General features: G+C 58.8%; 14 protein-coding genes. 9 read left to right on the forward strand and 5 right to left on the reverse strand.

The genetic code is table 11. From position 1 onward, the window contains the following. Together WBG04_RS17235 and WBG04_RS17240 are read left to right on the forward strand one after the other, a co-directional pair. A partial coding sequence (locus tag WBG04_RS17235; protein ID WP_424315946.1) for a hypothetical protein occupies positions 1–191 on the forward strand: 191 nt, incomplete at its 5' end. 532 nt (positions 192–723) lie between these two features. After that, positions 724–1,317, forward strand: a complete 594-nt coding sequence (locus WBG04_RS17240; protein WP_424315947.1) for a hypothetical protein — start codon at positions 724–726, stop codon at positions 1,315–1,317. A 626-nt stretch (positions 1,318–1,943) separates the two neighbouring features. On the opposite strand, the gene WBG04_RS17245 is transcribed toward WBG04_RS17240, so the two are convergent. Together WBG04_RS17245 and WBG04_RS17250 are read right to left on the reverse strand one after the other, a co-directional pair. After that, positions 1,944–2,288 carry an EF-hand domain-containing protein gene (locus WBG04_RS17245; protein ID WP_424315948.1) on the reverse strand — a complete coding sequence of 115 codons (345 nt, stop codon included), beginning with the start codon at positions 2,286–2,288 and terminating at the stop codon, positions 1,944–1,946. A gap of 3 nt (positions 2,289–2,291) precedes the next feature. Next, positions 2,292–3,224, reverse strand: coding sequence for a type I phosphomannose isomerase catalytic subunit (locus WBG04_RS17250; RefSeq protein WP_424315949.1), 933 nt, complete (start codon positions 3,222–3,224; stop codon positions 2,292–2,294). Between the two features lie 165 nt (positions 3,225–3,389). Here WBG04_RS17250 and WBG04_RS17255 point away from each other — a divergent pair, with 165 nt between their 5' ends. Beyond that, on the forward strand, positions 3,390–5,873 hold the full coding sequence (locus tag WBG04_RS17255; protein WP_424315950.1) for a DNA translocase FtsK: 2,484 nt from the start codon (positions 3,390–3,392) through the stop codon (positions 5,871–5,873). A 50-nt stretch (positions 5,874–5,923) separates the two neighbouring features. On the opposite strand, the gene tmk is transcribed toward WBG04_RS17255, so the two are convergent. Together tmk and WBG04_RS17265 are read right to left on the reverse strand one after the other, a co-directional pair. Beyond that, on the reverse strand, positions 5,924–6,538 hold the full coding sequence (gene tmk / locus WBG04_RS17260; protein ID WP_424315951.1) for a dTMP kinase: 615 nt from the start codon (positions 6,536–6,538) through the stop codon (positions 5,924–5,926). A 68-nt stretch (positions 6,539–6,606) separates the two neighbouring features. Continuing rightward, positions 6,607–7,437, reverse strand: coding sequence for a L,D-transpeptidase family protein (locus WBG04_RS17265; protein ID WP_424315952.1), 831 nt, complete (start codon positions 7,435–7,437; stop codon positions 6,607–6,609). Between the two features lie 108 nt (positions 7,438–7,545). On the opposite strand from WBG04_RS17265, the gene mtnP reads away from it, so the two are divergent. The 3 genes from mtnP to WBG04_RS17280 all read left to right on the forward strand — a co-directional run bounded on the left by mtnP (position 7,546) and on the right by WBG04_RS17280 (position 11,058). After that, positions 7,546–8,406 (forward strand): S-methyl-5'-thioadenosine phosphorylase, encoded by an 861-nt coding sequence (mtnP, locus tag WBG04_RS17270; protein ID WP_424315953.1) that lies wholly within the window; start codon positions 7,546–7,548, stop codon positions 8,404–8,406. A gap of 88 nt (positions 8,407–8,494) precedes the next feature. Further along, on the forward strand, positions 8,495–9,328 hold the full coding sequence (locus WBG04_RS17275; RefSeq protein WP_424315954.1) for a polysaccharide deacetylase family protein: 834 nt from the start codon (positions 8,495–8,497) through the stop codon (positions 9,326–9,328). A 20-nt stretch (positions 9,329–9,348) separates the two neighbouring features. Beyond that, positions 9,349–11,058 carry a dynamin family protein gene (locus tag WBG04_RS17280; RefSeq protein WP_424315955.1) on the forward strand — a complete coding sequence of 570 codons (1,710 nt, stop codon included), beginning with the start codon at positions 9,349–9,351 and terminating at the stop codon, positions 11,056–11,058. Between the two features lie 61 nt (positions 11,059–11,119). On the opposite strand, the gene WBG04_RS17285 is transcribed toward WBG04_RS17280, so the two are convergent. Continuing rightward, the gene (locus WBG04_RS17285) at positions 11,120–11,617 is read right to left on the reverse strand and encodes an EF-hand domain-containing protein (protein WP_424315956.1); all 498 of its coding nucleotides are present in this window, start codon (positions 11,615–11,617) and stop codon (positions 11,120–11,122) included. A 189-nt stretch (positions 11,618–11,806) separates the two neighbouring features. Between WBG04_RS17285 and WBG04_RS17290 the strand changes: the two genes are divergently transcribed. The 3 genes from WBG04_RS17290 to WBG04_RS17300 all read left to right on the forward strand — a co-directional run bounded on the left by WBG04_RS17290 (position 11,807) and on the right by WBG04_RS17300 (position 15,735). Beyond that, on the forward strand, positions 11,807–12,733 hold the full coding sequence (locus WBG04_RS17290; RefSeq protein WP_424315957.1) for a phosphatidate cytidylyltransferase: 927 nt from the start codon (positions 11,807–11,809) through the stop codon (positions 12,731–12,733). Next, entirely contained in the window at positions 12,718–13,896 is a 1,179-nt protein-coding gene (locus WBG04_RS17295) for a 1-deoxy-D-xylulose-5-phosphate reductoisomerase (protein ID WP_424315958.1), read from the forward strand. Before WBG04_RS17290 ends, WBG04_RS17295 begins: the two co-directional genes overlap by 16 nt. 66 nt (positions 13,897–13,962) lie before the next feature. Continuing rightward, positions 13,963–15,735, forward strand: coding sequence for an ABC transporter ATP-binding protein (locus WBG04_RS17300; RefSeq protein WP_424315959.1), 1,773 nt, complete (start codon positions 13,963–13,965; stop codon positions 15,733–15,735). The last annotated feature ends 137 nt before the right edge of the window (positions 15,736–15,872 follow it).

Genomic DNA, 15,872 nt, shown 5'->3' on the forward strand with positions numbered 1-15,872 from the left:
ACATACTCTCCGCGCATTGCGGCGATGGCATATCGCTCCTCCTTGCTGATTTGACTGTAATTCACATGCCCAATCTGTCGCACTTCGGTCTTGAATCCAAGAAGCCGAACAAGACAGTGGTGGCAACGGCGGGCAAAGTCACTCGTTCGCTTCGCTCTGGACGCCTCACTTCCGCCGTGCCACACTTTTGACGTTCGGCAAAAACCCTCGAATGCCCGCCTTTCATCCTGAGCATTACTATCTTTGGTTGTCCGCAGCCTTCCCAGTAGTGGCTTTGCTAATCACCCTCTTTGGGGGTGTGAAACTGATAAGGATTTTCCCAGCATTCTCGACAGGACTAACATTTCTTGGTGCGCTGGCTCTTGTTGGAGGTCGTTCAGTTTACAGCGTTGTATTCTTGTTTATAAGCGATGGGACTGGATGGCTCGACTGCAACCAATTCCCAGAGAGATGCGAGGTGATGGACACTCTTCGCCGAGTAGACGCCGGACTTCAGTACCTCAGCATGGTGGTGTGGGCTGTGGCGTTGCCCCTGCTTGTGCGGGACATTGGTGCGATCCGTGAGAGCAAGACCAAATAGAAACGCCGAACAAGGCAGTCGAGGACGACCCCTATCAGCGGCTTTGTTGAATTCTTGCCGCCAGCTTCGGAACCTGATTGGATGCTCGCAGCCTTTCCGGTTCGGTTACCGGGATCGCCTCACCATCGACGTTCGGCAGAGATATGAAACCTGTTCCCGCACTCGGTTTGGCTATCATGGCCTTGGGAGTGTTGGCGTGCTCCAAGTCGGATGTCCACGAGCCTGAGATCTCCATCGATGCGACCTTCGATCTTTCCTCGAACCAACTAGGGCAGATTGACGCCTCGGGAATAGTCCATGCTGTCAGGGAGCTTGCGGCGGCAGCAACTAAGCCGGTCACTGTGAGATTTACCGACGACAAGCGATCCATTGTCTTTGAGGTGCTTCTCGCGGAGCCTGCAGAGGACTACGAGCTCAAGCCGATCGTCAAAGGGGTTGATGGGAAGTGGGTTTACCCGAAGCCTCCAGCGGTGCCGCCAGGTGATATTGAGCCCACATGGGTGCGTTTAACTCCAGACGGCACGCTGGTAGGAGAGGCCACACTTTCAGACGTCGAGTATGGGGATTGGCTGGACTTCTACGCGGGAGCCATTGGGTCGATCAGCGAGCGAGCAGCTTTGGTCGTTGTTGCCGATGCGGGCGTCAGTTCATCCCGACTCTGGGATGTGCTCAACATGCAGGCGCTACGCGGCTTGAATCGCTTCCTCGTCGAAAAAGAAGCCGAACCCCAAAGATAGCTTCGGGTGATAACCCCGATGCTATCCGTTGTTGAACTGGCCCAGGCCGGTTGGGCGGGCGCGGTTACGACTGCTTATGCGGTTTCGATTTCAGTCTCAGGATCAATGACTTACCGTTTCGCGTGTAAAAGAGGGTCAGTCAAGGTTTTCATCACAATAAACAGGGCCGCAGCAAAAAGAGGGTCAGTCAAGGTTTTCATCACAATAAACAGGGCCGCAGGGCTGGCGTGTATGGACAGGATGTCCATGGCCTAAGCGTTCAGGATGAACGCGCTCCGTTGGGAGAGATAGAGAGAGTTGGGATTCAGAGGGTGCTTCGACAGGGCGGGAACGCCCTTTCTCCCTTGCGCGTGGACAGCAGGCGGTTTTACGGGAACAGCGGCAGCAGGGCTTCCACAGTCAGCGTTTCGGAAATATGAGCACGAACTCTTTGGGAGGAGGAGTTTTTTGAAATGAGTGGTCTTCGACCAAAAATCGAATGAGCTCGGCGCTTTTTCCTAGCGTTGTTCCTCAGTCGTTGAGCTCGCTCAACTCCATTCGTCACGCCTTGAAATCAGAAAAAATCCCTCACGGATTTCGCATTCATGCTTCCGAAACGCTGCACTAGAGAGGCTGTGTGGAGATGTCTACTGAGCTGCGGCTTTCTTTTCCCGGTATTCGCGGATCAAGGCTTCGGGGCCGGTGACGGCGCCGGATTGGACTTCGCGCAGCGTTAGTTTGCCGTCCTTGTTGAAGTCATAGAAGTCGATGATGGCATCGACGGTTTCAGGGGATTGATCGACGACGCCGATGTCGTCGAAGCCGGCGATGATCTCTTCCCGGGTGAGGTAGCCGTCGCCGTCGGTATCGATCAGGTCGAACTTCTGTTGCAGGCCGATCATCTTCCGACCGACCACTTCGGGATCGGTGGGGGATGGGGTGCTGCAGGCGGTGAGAAGGGCAAGCGGAATGAGATAGATGGATTTTCGCATAAATCAGGGAACGGTGGTCCGGAGGATGGTGGTGTGACCGGTGGAGGTGAGGCGGGTGGCTCCACTGGGAAGGATGAAGAAGTCGCCCTTGCGGAATTCCTTTCCTTTGGGGCTGGTGAGGGAACCTTCCACAACTGAGAAGATGGAGAAGCGATCGATCGACTTGTTGCCCACCTGATCGCCGGGAGCGAGAATCAGTTTTTCGACTTCAAAGAGTTCGCAAGCGGCGACCACGGTTCCTCGGGGTTTGTCCATGCCGGGTTCGAAGTCGTCGAAGTCGATACTTTTGAGCGACTGCTCGATGTGGAGTTCCCGCGGTTGGCCATCGAGGCCCACGCGGTTCCAGTCGAAGACGCGGTAGGTGGTGTCCGAATTCTGCTGGATTTCGTGAATCAGGAAACCGGCGCCGATGGCGTGGAGCCGGCCCGAGGGAATGAAAATGGATTCGCCAACGGCTGGTTTGATCGCGTGGACGACTTCGGCGACGCTGCCATCCTCCAGTGCGGCTTCGAAGGACTCGCGGGTCGTGCCCTTTTTAAGACCGACATAGAGTTTGGCTCCCGGATCGGCGTCGGCGATGTACCACATTTCGGTCTTGGGGTCGCCTCCGAGGGAGGGAGCGATGTCGGCAGGCGGATGGACCTGGATGGAGAGATCGTCGCGCGCATCGAGGACCTTGATCAGAAGGGGAAAGCGCTCGCACTTGGGCAGGCCCGCGCCGAAGAGGGTATTGCGCTCATTGGTCCAGAGGTCATGGAGGCTCCTGCCCGCATAAGGGCCGTCGATGACGAGCGATTGCTCGTGCTCGCGATCGCTGATTTCCCAGGACTCACCGTAAGGGGCTTCATCGGGCAGGCTGCGGTGGTAGCTCGATTCGAGGGTGCGTCCGCCCCAGACGCGCTGCATGTAGAGGGGGGCAAATGCCAAGGGTTCCATGCCGGGATGCTAGTGATGGCGGGGCTCTCAGGTCCAACCCGTATGTTGAAAAGTCCTCGAATTCAGCCTTCGCCCCGAATTTCCTTAAGAAAACCTGATTTTCAATCCTGTGAAAACAATCTTGCTCCTTGAGGAGGCTCGGGGGATGCTTGGTCGACGAAGACGATGGGGAAAGGAGACAATCGAAGACGAGGCCAGCAGAGCGAAGGTTCGAAATGGTCCAACGAGATCATCGGGATCATCTTGATTACGGTGGGATTGTTGCTGTTTTTGGCGGTGGTCTCATTCACGCGCAGTGATTTGCCGGTTTGGTCGATGGGTTCGACCTTTGCTGATGGTGACGAGCCCAGCTTGCCGCGTCACAATTTCATTGGGAGCATTGGGGCGCTTTTGGGACTCGCTCAGTTTGCGCTGTTTGGAAAAGCGGGCTTTTTGGTGCCGATTGCGCTGATCTGGTTTGGAGTGGTGAAGTTGGTGTTTGATGGCCGTCTGTGGTCGCGGACGATCATCGGTTTTGCGGTTTTGACGATCAGCGGTGCGACCTTCATGCAGGCGGTGTTTGCCGAGCCGGGTCAGATTCTTGGGCCTGGCGGTGTGGTTGGGCGAATTCTCGCCGGCTTTCCCGCGAGCAATGCGAGTGATGGCAGTATTTTGCCCTCGTCCGGTTTGTTGATTCCGTTGATTGGCAAGTGGGGAACGATCATTCTGAGTGCCTGCCTTTATCTGGTGTCCTTGATTCTGTTGATGGGGCAGCGGCCGATTGGTTTTCTCAAAGAGACATTCAATCTGGCGGGAAGCGGGGTGGAAAAGATCAAGGAGCATCGCGAAGCGAAACTCGCGGCTGGTGCGAAGGAAGAGATCCGTGCTCGCGAGCGCGAGAAGGAGAAGGAATTGCGACGCAGGGAGAGGGAGGGCAAGCTGGCCGCGAAGGAGGCGGAGAAGCTTGCCGAGAGTCCGCAGGCCGAGTTGGCATTGGTGGCAACACCCACTCCCCAGATCATCGATGCCTCGCAGCGCCGGATCGACGCGCCCAAGCCGGGAGCCAAGCCCTTCGAGCGCAAGGGCAAGGAGCATCTGTCCCTTTCCATCGATGGTTTTGAAGACTACGAGCTTCCCGGTTTCGACATGCTCGATGAGGTTGAGGACACCGAAGAGTCTCCCGAGGCCAATCGTGATGTCCTGCTGGCGACGCAAAAGAACATCGTCGATACGCTGAACTCATTCGGTATTGAAACGACGCCGGGCGACATCACCCGTGGGCCGACGATTACCCGCTACGAAATCTATCCGAGTGCCGGTCTCCGTGTTTCGAGGATCTCGCAGCTCGAGGCCGACATCGCGCGGGCGACCCGGGCCGAGCGGATCAACATTCTCGCGCCGATTCCCGGCAAGGACACCGTCGGGATCGAGCTGGCGAATTCCGAGAAGGTCGCGGTACCGCTCCGTGAACTACTACAGGACCCGGATTTCAGTTCGGCGAAAAAGAAGATCCCGCTGGCACTCGGCAAGGATGTTTATGGCAAGACGGTGATTGGCGATTTGGCCGCCATGCCTCACTTGCTCGTCGCGGGTGCGACGGGCTCGGGCAAGTCGGTGTGCATCAACTCGATCATTGCCTCGATTCTCTTCAAATTCGGGCCTGACGAGCTGCGTTTCATCATGATCGACCCGAAGGTGGTCGAGATGCAGATGTACAACAAGCTGCCGCATTTGGTGGTGCCCGTCGTGACCGATCCGAGGAAGGTTGTGGCTGCCCTGAAGTGGGTGGTGAATGAGATGGAGAAGCGCTACCGCATTTTTGCGAAGAGCGGCGTGCGGAATTTCGATGGTTACAATGGCCGGGTTCGTCCCGAGAAGCCCGAGGTCGAAGTCGAGCCGGAGCCTGAAGAGGAGCCTGATCAGGAGGCGATCGATGCGATTGCCGAGGCGCTCGAGTCCGGTGATCTCGGACCGGAGGCGAGCGAAGACGAGCTCATTCCCGATGAGGATGAGATGCCGGATCGTTTCCCGTACATCGTGGTGATCGTCGACGAGCTGGCCGATCTGATGCAGACGGCACCGGCGGATGTGGAAATGAACATCGCGCGGATTGCCCAGAAGGCGCGTGCGGCCGGCATCCACCTGATCATTGCCACGCAGACCCCTCGTGCGGATGTGGTTACCGGGATCATCAAGGCGAACATTCCCTGTCGCGTGGCTTTCCAGGTGTCCTCGCAACTCGACTCGCGGGTGATTCTTGATTCGAAGGGTGCTGAAAAACTCGTTGGCAAGGGAGACATGCTTTACCTGCCTCCGGGATCGGCGAAATTGGAACGTGCACAGGGTGCCTTCGTCTCCGATGAAGAGGTTGAACGCCTCGTCGATCACTGCTCGGCGCAGGCCGAACCGAACTTTGCCGAGGACATTCAGAAGTCGATCGAGAGCGGTGCCCTCGATGATGGTGAGGATGAGGTTTCGGATGCGGATGAAGAACTCATCATCAAGTGCATCGACGTGGCGCGCCAGGAGCAGAAGTGCAGCACTTCGCTGCTGCAGCGGCGGTTGCGACTTGGCTATACCCGGGCCGCACGGATGGTCGACATTCTGGAGCAGCGCGGCGTGATCGGACCTGGCGATGGTGCCAAGGCGCGCGAGGTGTTTGTGAAGTAGGGTGTGCGGGTGATTCGGCCTGCAGGATGGTTCGGAACGGTGGGTGGAATTTACCCAAGTGATTCTCGGATCGCCGCTTGGACTTCTTCGAGGGAACCGCGGCTGTCGATCACATGGGCGAAGGGCTCATCGGAGAGGGAGAGGAAGATCTCGCGGCACCTCTGGAGCGATTCGCGTTGCTCGAACTCGTTGGCCGAGTCGCCGCGATTTCCAATTCGGGAGAGTGCGGTATCGACATCGATATCGAGGATGAAAAGCTGATCGGGGATTGGGGCGAAGGCTTCGTTGCGGCGACGGATTTCCAGTGGGTCGAATCCCCGAGTGCCCTGATAGGCCATGCTTGAGAAGTAGTAGCGGTCGAGAATCACGACTTTCCCGGCGGCCAGGGACGGGGTGATCAGTTCTGCGACGTGCTGGCTGCGGTCCTTGAGGAAGTAGTCGAGTTCGTCTTCGGGAGAGAGGCGTCCGGCGGCGGCGGATTGGCGGAGTTTTTTGCCCCAGGGGCCATCGGTCGGTTCGCGGCTGGTGACGACGTCGCGGCCTTGGCTGCGGAACCACTCGGCGAGGAGTTGGCTCTGGGTGGACTTCCCGGTGCCGTCGATGCCTTCGAGGACGATGAACATGGCGGATGAAAGCAAGAAGCGGCGAGGCTTGGCAACAGCCATCGGGCACGGAATGAGGGTTGGGAGATGACGGCGCTCGGCTTGAAGCGGGCGAAGGGGATTTTTGATTCCTATTCGAATTCGTAGCGCCCGTTGCGGACCGTGACATCAGGAGGGAGACGTTTTTGTTCGAAGTAGTCGTAGCCTTCCTTGAGGTTTTTCCAGAATTCGAACCAGCGGTCATTCCGGGCTTTGGCGAGACGATCGTCGGTCATGCGGAAGGGGAAGAGATGAACGCGGAAGAACTTCTGGCTGTTTGCCAGAGCGGCATCGCAGAGCGTGTAGATTTCCTCGATTTTTTCATCGGTCATGGCGAGGCAGCCGATGGAGACGCGATTTCCGTGAACCATGATGAAGCTGCCGCTGCGGCCATGATGGCGGTCGTAGGCGTTCGGGTAGCCGATGTTGAAGGCGAGGTGATAGGTGGAGGCCGGATGCAAGCGGCTACGGGGAACGAAGTAGAAACCCTCGGGGACCTGGAAGTCGCCCTCGGCGAGTTTGGGGCCGAGTTGGCCGGAGGCGGCGGCGATGGGATAGGTCCGGAAGAGCACGAATTTGCCAGACGGGCGGTGACGCACCCAGAGTTCGAGCTGTCCCTCTTCCTTGAAGGCGCGAATGAAGACCGGATCGCCGAAGTGGAGGTCCTTGCCGGCGAGGTCCTTTTCCAGTGCGGGACGAACCCGTTTGGCCGCTGCCGCAGCTCGTTGCGGGCCGGGAAGTGGGGTTTGGGAGGCATTGGATTCCATCTTGGCGGGGTCGCTCTTGTCCTGACCTCGACAGGCGAGGATCGTCAGGAAGCTCAGGATCATCAGCATTCGGGCCATCAGCGTGAAGAGGGAACGCCAGCCGAAGCGATAGGCCAAGTCTTGAAATCGAAGTCCGTGTCGGGAGGTCGGATTCACGTCGGTATCGTGTAGGGATGGTGTGAAGGCCGAATCACGGGAAGGTGAAATCGGGGTGAATCGAGTGATGACTGGACGCCCGGAGCTGGCGTGGTTAGGTGCTTGGCCATGTCAGCAGCGATTGGAATCATCGGCGGGAGTGGTCTCTACGAGATCGAGGGCTTTGAGAAAGCCGAAGAGCGGAAGATCGAGACTCCCTTCGGCGATCCTTCGGATGTGCTGGTCGGCGGCATGCTGGCGGGGCGTCAGGTTTGGTTTTTGCCACGTCATGGACGGGGTCACCGGATTCTGCCGCATGAAATCAACCACCGGGCCAATCTGTGGGCGCTGCGCAGTCTCGACGTGCGCTTCTTGATCTGCGTGACGGCGGTCGGAAGCCTGCGTGAGGCCTACGCTCCGAGGGATGTCGTGCTTCCGGATCAGTACTTCGACCGGACGAGTCGCCGCGAACATCACACCTTTTTCGGCAAGGGAATCGTCGGGCATGTGTCGTTCGGGGATCCGGTGAGCGACGGAATGCGTGAGATTCTGCGGGATGCGGCGATCGCAGAAGGAGCGAAGGTTCACGATCGAGGGACTTATGTGAACATGGACGGTCCGGCCTTTTCGACCCGCGCCGAGAGTGAGGCGAACCGGCAGTTGGGCTTTGATGTGATTGGCATGACCAACCTGCCCGAGGCCAAACTGGCGCGAGAGGCGGAGATCGCGCTGGCGACGCTGGCGATGATTACGGACTACGACTGCTGGAAACTCGAGGAGGAGGCGGTCAGTGCCGGGGCGGTGATGGGGCATCTGACGGCCAACGTTTCGCTGGCGAAAAAGATCGTCGCCCGCGCGGTATCGGCGATCCCCGAGCAGCCGGAATGGCCGGAGCATCAAGCCTTGGAAGGGGCCATCATGACGCCGCGGGAAATCTGGCCTGCGGAGGCCGTCGAGGCCTTGAAACCGCTTCTTTCGCGGTTTTTGTGAGTTTTTCTTCGGAAATGCGGGCGTGACATTGCAGATGCCGGGCCTACAGTCCCCGGACTCCATCATGCGCTCCACTACGGGTTTCCTAATGAAAATTGCCTCCCATATTTTTGTCATCACGCTGCTCAGTGCCTCGCTGGGTAGTTGCTCGAATGCCGACAAGACCGCTGGGTCCGCACCGCTCAAGACGGATCCGAATCCCACCTACAAGACGCCTTCGCTCAAGGGGCCGGTTCCGCGGAATCCCGACATGAGGCTTTCGGCAAATTTCTCTCCCAATGCGGGTGTCTCTTTTTCACGGGTGAATGTGAGCGACAAGTATGTGGCGATGACCTTCGATGATGGTCCTCATCCGCAGAATACGCCGCGACTCCTCGACATGCTGCGGGCGCGCAACATCAAGGCGACCTTCTACGTGATCGGTCGGAATGTGGATCTCTATCCCGAAATTACCCGACGGATCGTGGCGGAGGGACACGAGATCGGAAATCACACCTACACTCATGGCAACATGACCAAGATGAGTGATGCGACGGTGCGCCAGGAACTCGACAAGTGTCGCGACTCGATCGCGCGGGCCGCGGGAGTCAAGCCACGCACGCTGCGCCCTCCTTATGGCGCCTTGTTGCAGTCGCAGCGGGCATGGATTCACAGCGAGTATGGTTATCCGACCGTCATGTGGGCCGTCGATCCGAGGGACTGGCAGCGCCCGGGACCTTCGGTGGTTACCTCGCGCATTCTGACGGCAACGACTCCTGGAGCGATCGTTCTGGCCCATGACCTTCATGCGCCGACGGTGACGGCCATGCCGGCGACCTTCGATGGTCTGTTGAACAAGGGCTACAAATTTGTGACGGTTTCGCAGCTGCTGGCCATGAAGTCCGATGAAGCTCCTGCCCAGGCCGCCGTCACGGCACCCTGAGGTTTCACGGATTTTCCCCGATGCCAGGCGACCGGTATTTTTCGGGACGGGACCGGCTGTTGGACTGCTTTGCCCGCATTGAAAAGTTGGGCCGGGCCAGCGGCATTGCCCCTCGCAAGGACGAAGACGATGCCCGAAGCCGTTTGGCGGGGCCGCTCAAGATCGTTGCTTTGGGTGAGGTGAATGCGGGGAAGTCGACCCTGCTCAATGCGCTGGCAGGTTCGGAAATCTGCCCGGCCGGTCCTCTGCCGACGACGCGCAAGACGATTGCTTACACCTTTGGTGAGGTCACGAAGGATGAAGAGGGTGAGGACGGCTGGGTCAGGGCCATCAGGCCTTTGGAGTATCTGAAGAAGTTCGAGATGATCGATACCCCCGGCTCGAATTCGGGATGGCGGGATTCGGTGGTGGCGGCGATGCCGCGATACGAACAGGCGGACCTGATCCTGATGGTTTTTCCTGCTGCGAATACCTGGACGGCCGCGACCTGGGATCTGATTTCGATGACCAGCGAAGACGCCCTTCCTCGAGTCGCGCTGGTGATTCAACAGGCGGATACGAAATCGACCGAGGACATCCAGGTGATCCGTGGTCACATGACGGAGCTGTGCCTGAAGAAGGTCGGTCGCAAGTTGCCGATCATTGCGATCGCCGGGCAGTTGGCATTCGACGCCAAGGTCAGTCCCCAGACTGCCCGGAAGAGCTGGTCGGCGAGCCGGTTTTCGGTCTTCGAGGAATTTGTATCCGAAGAAGTGTGCCATTCGGAGATGCGCCAGTACCTGCTTCAGCGGACCGCGCAGGAGGCAGCCCGTCGATTGAGGGAGATCGAGGATGGGCTCGACAAGCAGCGTCGTGGGATGAATGACGATGGTTATTTCCTCGCGGGGCTTGAGCGGGAAGGCGACCAGCTACGGGATTTGGTATTGGCGGCTGCGACCGAAAGGCTGGCGGGTGCGAGGGGGCGATATGAAGCGGAAGTCGGGCGGATATCGAAACAGCTCGGCCGGACGCTTGGCATCTTTCCGACGACCTTCCGCCTTTTTCTGGGGGATACCACACCGGCTCGAATGGAGACGGAGTTTGCGGGACGGCTGCAGTCCGCGATCCGGGATTTCGCGCAGCTGGATGCCGCCCGTCTGTTAGACGAATGTGAAGGGCACTGGAATGAGGTCAGACCACGGGTTGTGGAACGGATGGGCATGGACCCGGGAGTCTCTTCGGTGAGCGGTGATGTGCGTGAGAAGGTGATTGAGAATTTCACCGAAAGGGTGGAGCAGGGGGTGAGTGGTGTGGTGGGTCAACTGCGGGTTCGTGGTTTGCTTGATACCTTGGTTAGAAACCGGAATCAGAGGCTCAGGTATTTGATGGCGGTGCTGCTGTTGGTGATGATTGCCGCGGGTAGCTGCGGGGCGCTGGGTCAGACCAAATATTCTTGGATCCTCATGGGTGTCGCCGGATTCCTAGGTCTTGTCGGGTTCTTGCTGGCGTGGTTCAGCCGACTTGCCGTGGTGCGCGATACGCGGAGCCGCTTGCTTGATTCGGTCGGACGATTCGAGACGGCGATGCATGGCGACTATGCCGATGCGGTGAGAGGCCTATTTCAGGAGTATTCCAACGGTTTGTCCGGAGTTCGCCGACTGTTGGCGGACCGGAAGTCAAGTCTGGAGCCTCGCTCCCGAAAGTGGGACGCCCTTTATCTGGAGCTGAAGTCGATCGAACAGGATCTCTAACAAAGAAAAACGGCCCGGGGTGACCGGGCCGTTTCTGGGTGCTGTTCTGTCAGGGAATGAATCACTGATTCGGGCGATTCGGACGCTCCGGTCCGCGCTTTCCTTCCGGTCCGCGCTTTCCTTCGGGTCCGCGTTTGCCTTCGGGTCCGCGTTTGCCTCGGGGGCGTTCGGGGATTCTTTCACCGGCATCAATGGCGGCCTGGCGTTCTTCGGCGCTGAGTTTGCCGTCCTTGTCGGCATCGTATTTGGCAAGCATTTCGGCATGGCGTGCCTTCATGGCTTCAGCAGCTGCCTTGCGCTCGTCTTCATTGAGTTTGCCATCGCCGTCCGTATCGAACTTCTCGAGCATTTTGGCGCGGCGCTCTTCCATATTGGCTTTGCGTGCCTCCATGGCTGCCTTGCGCTCCTCCTTGTTGAGCTTTCCGTCGCCGTCCGTGTCGAACTTGGCGATGATTTCCGGTGGGACATCGCGATTTGGGCCCTGGCCATTCTGAGCGGAGACGCTGATGGAGGTGATCGCCAGTGCGGCGATTGAGGTGCAGATGATTCGTGTTTTCATGATTTGTCGTGTTTGTTGGTTTGTTGATGGGATCAACGGGCGGCCGTCCGTGTCTGGAGCATGAAACCCGGGCTTCGGGGAAAGGTTGCGCAGCGGAATGAATTGCCAGCCTCGCCTTGGGCCGCTTGGATGGCCGCGCAGAAATCTTGAGCTATGGCCGAGGCACCGCAAAAAGACTCAAAACAAACCGTGTTCTTGAAGCGAACGGCCAGCACTCTCGGCTTGTGGGGACTGGTTGCCGCGGGTTTCGCAAGTCGTCTGGGCTGGGCCTACGTCACGATCATCGGCGTGCTCATCATTGTCTCGACGGTCGAGTATTTTCGAATGGTGAGGTCCGGCGGTGTCAAATGCTTTCCGCGCTTCGGCATGCTGATCGCAGTCGGGTACTCGGCGGCGCTTTATTGGTTCTTGCTCGGAGCGGGAGCACAGGTGGCGGTCGTGACGGCGGATGAGACGACGGTCGGCTCGAGTGTTGTGCTTTTTCCGGACTGGATCGATGGCGCGGCGATCTTCGTGGCGATCGCCGGATCGTTTTTTCTCCAACTGCGCTACCCGATTCGCGGGCTCGACGCGATTCAGGCGGTTTCGATCAATCTGTTAGGTTTCGTTTACATCGCGTTTCTTTTCAATTTCGCGGCGCGGCTGGTCTTCATGGTTCCGGGGCCGGGAGAAGTTCCGGGTGCCATGCTGCTGCTGTGGTTGATCGCGGTGACCAAGTTCACCGACATGGGTGCCTACATCGTGGGATCGATGATCGGGAAGCATAAGATGATACCGCACGTGAGCCCCGGTAAGACGTGGCAGGGATTCGGCGGGGCGATCTTCTTTTCGCAGCTCGCCGGCTGCGGGCTCTATGCCTTTTTTCAAGACGACATGCCGGACTTCGCATCGGGTCTGCATCTGCTCGGCGGTTGGGGGGCGGTAGTGGTCCTGAACCTGGTGCTGTGCCTTCTGGCGGTGGTGGGTGACCTGGCGGAGAGCGTGGTCAAGCGGAGTCTCAATGCCAAGGACTCCGGACAAATGCTGCCCGGGATCGGCGGTGGACTTGACCTGATCGACTCGCTTTGTTTCACCGCGCCGGTGCTCTACTTTTATCTGAAATGGGTGACGTTGTGAGGAAGAAGGTGGTGCTGCTCGGTTCGACCGGATCGATCGGATGTTCGACGCTTGAAGTGGCGAGGCAGATTCCTGAGCGGGTGGAGTTGGTGGGCCTGGCTGCCCATTCGAGTGTGGGAAAGCTTGCCGAGCAGGCGCGCGAGACCGGTGTGAAGCATGTGGCTCTGGCGGATGCCTCGAAAGAAAGCGAGTTGCGCACGCTGCTTCCCGAAGGCGTCACCCTTCATGTGGGTGAGGAGGGTTTGATCGAGCTGGCAACTCTAACAGGTGCTGACGTGGTATTGGTTGCGATTGTCGGGACGGCAGGACTCGAACCTGCGCTGGCGGCGATCGAAGCTGGCAAGGATCTGGCGGTGGCCTCGAAGGAGATCCTGGTGATGGCGGGCGAGATCGTGACGGCGGCTGCCGAGAAGCGAGGGGTGAAAATTTTGCCGGTCGACAGCGAGCACAATGCGATCTTCCAGTGCTTGGATGGTCACCGTGGGGGCGAAAAGGAGGTTTCGCGAATGATTCTAACAGCTTCCGGTGGTCCATTTCGGACCTGGCCAGCAGAAGACCTGAAAGCGGTAACCGTCGAGCAAGCGCTCAAGCATCCGACCTGGGAGATGGGGCGGAAGATCACGATCGATTCGGCGACCTTGTTCAACAAGGGGCTCGAGATGATCGAGGCCCGCTGGTTGTTCGGGATCGGCATGGATCGGATCGATGTGGTGGTGCATCCCCAGAGTATTGTCCATTCGATGGTGGAGTTCATTGATGGCTCGGTGCTTGCCCAGTTGAGTCGCACCGACATGTGCTTTCCGATTCAGTATGCGCTGACCTGGCCGGACCGGGTGAGGGGTGGCTTGGAGCCACTCGACTTCAGTCAGCTGTCCAGGTTGGAGTTTGAAGAGCCTCGTGGTGAGGTATTCCCTGCCTTGGATCTGGCCCGACGAGCGGGGCTTGAAGGCGGGACCTTGCCTGCGGTATTCAATGCCGCGAATGAGGTGGCGGTGGATGCGTTTCTCGAAAGAAAGATCGGATTCACGGAGATCTGGAGTCTGGTGGGCGAGGTGATGGAGTCCCACGAAGTTGCTTCTGCGGGTGAATTGAAGGGCTTGATTGAGGCGGATGATTGGGCGCGTCGGACCTGTGCCGATCTGGTCGGTGGTGGCTCTGCCTGAGAAACTCCCGGCGCATATTTGCCGCAGGCGTTGACGTCGGCGAGGCGATGAGGTCCCATCCCCGGGATGTCGAAGGAATCGGGAAAGCGCGGGAACCTGAGTGGCTCGCTAAAGTGGTTGCTCGGATACCTGCGCCCTTACCGGGCGATCTTCATTCCTTCGCTGATCGCGCTTTTCGTTACGGCGGCGTTGTCGCTCGTTTTCCCGCTGTTGCTCAAGGATCTGATCGGTGATCCTGCGGATGCTCTCAATGGCAACATGGATCCGAAGGAGATTCAGGAGAAGTTGAATGGCAGTCTCAAGTGGTTGGTTGCCGCTTTATCCCTTCAGGCCTTCATCGCCTTTTGGCGGGTGCTGGGTTTCATGAAGTCCGGGGAGGCCGCGCTCAATGATCTGAGGCGGGATCTTTTCGGTCACATGCTGCGTTTGCCGGTCTCGTTCTTTCAGGAGCAACGTTCGGGCGCGCTGAGCACCCGGGTCGCGGCGGACTTGAGCGTGGTCCGGGAGACCTTGATGAACACCGTGCCACAGGCCGTACGGCAGGCGGTGATTCTGGTCGGCGGCTTGAGTGCGGTATTCTACTTCTCGTGGAAGCTCGCGCTGATCATGCTTGGCAGCATTCCGGTCGTGGTGCTGGCGGTCGCGGTCTTCGGCAGGAAGGTCCGGGCGCGATCGAAGGATGCGCAGGATGCTTTGGCGGACGCCGGCACGGTGATCGAGGAGTCGGTGCAGAGCATCACGGATGTGAAGTCTTTCGGCAACGAGGCCTTCGAGGAGAAGCGCTACAACAGCCAGCTCGACAGGTTCTTCTCGGTGACGATGAAAGGTGCGCTGGCGCGGGCTTTCTTTCTTTCGTTCATCATCTTCGTGATGTTCGGCACGATCGCCTTCGTCGCCTGGTGTGGCGCGCGGATGTTGGTGAATGGTGAAATTGATAACGACAACTTCGTCGCCTTCATCCTGTTCAGTATTTTCGTCGGTGCGTCGCTGGGTTCGTTCCCTGAGATTATTTCACAGCTGCAGGCGATGAGTGGCGCGAGCGAGCGCGTGCGTGAAATCCTGCAGGATCAAGCTGAAGCTTCCGGTGGTGAGGACGCCGGGGCCTTGTCGGGTTCTCTTGCCCTCGAAGATGTGCAGTTCCGCTATCCTTCGCGTCCTGAGCAGCCGGTGCTCGAAGGGCTGAGCTTTTCGGTCGATGCCGGCCAGCGGGTGGCGCTGGTGGGTCCCTCGGGTGCCGGAAAATCGACGGTCTTCTCGTTGATCCTCGGCTTTCATCGACCAGGGGAAGGGAAGCTGACCTTCGATGGACGCGATGCGGCCCTACTGGATCTTGCCTCGCTACGCTCACAGATTGCGGTCGTTCCGCAGGAGGTCCTGCTCTTTGGAGGAACAATCCTGGAAAACATCGAATACGGGCGACCTGGTGCGACTCGCGAAGAGATCGAAGCGGCGGCGAAAGAGGCCAACGCTCACGATTTTATTGCCGCACTGCCGGAGGGCTACGAAACGCTTGTCGGACCCAGGGGCGTGAAGATCTCGGGAGGCCAGCGTCAGCGGATTGCCATCGCTCGTGCGATCCTGTCCGATGCACGCATCCTTCTGCTCGATGAGGCCACCAGCGCGCTCGATACGGAGAGCGAGCGTCTCGTGAATGAGGCGCTCGAAAGACTGATGAAGGGCCGCACCAGTCTGGTGATCGCGCATCGGCTTTCCACTGTCCGTGATGCCGACCGGATTCTGGTTTTGAGTCAGGGTAAGCTCGTTGAGAGCGGCACCCACGATGAGTTGATGGTAAAGCAGGGGACGTATCGCCTGTTGGCGGAGACGCAGTTGGCTTGAGGGACGAGCTACTAGCAGTCTGTCGGACTTGAGTTCAGCGGTGGTGTCGCGCGGCGGGGTTTGAATGGGTTTGGGGATCATTCCGAGCGACCTCTTGGCGGCTCGTCCTGGCGTATCCTGCTCTTCTTGGGTCGGGC

It is taken from the genome of Haloferula sp. (assembly GCF_049672945.1).
GTDB lineage: Bacteria > Verrucomicrobiota > Verrucomicrobiia > Verrucomicrobiales > Akkermansiaceae > Haloferula.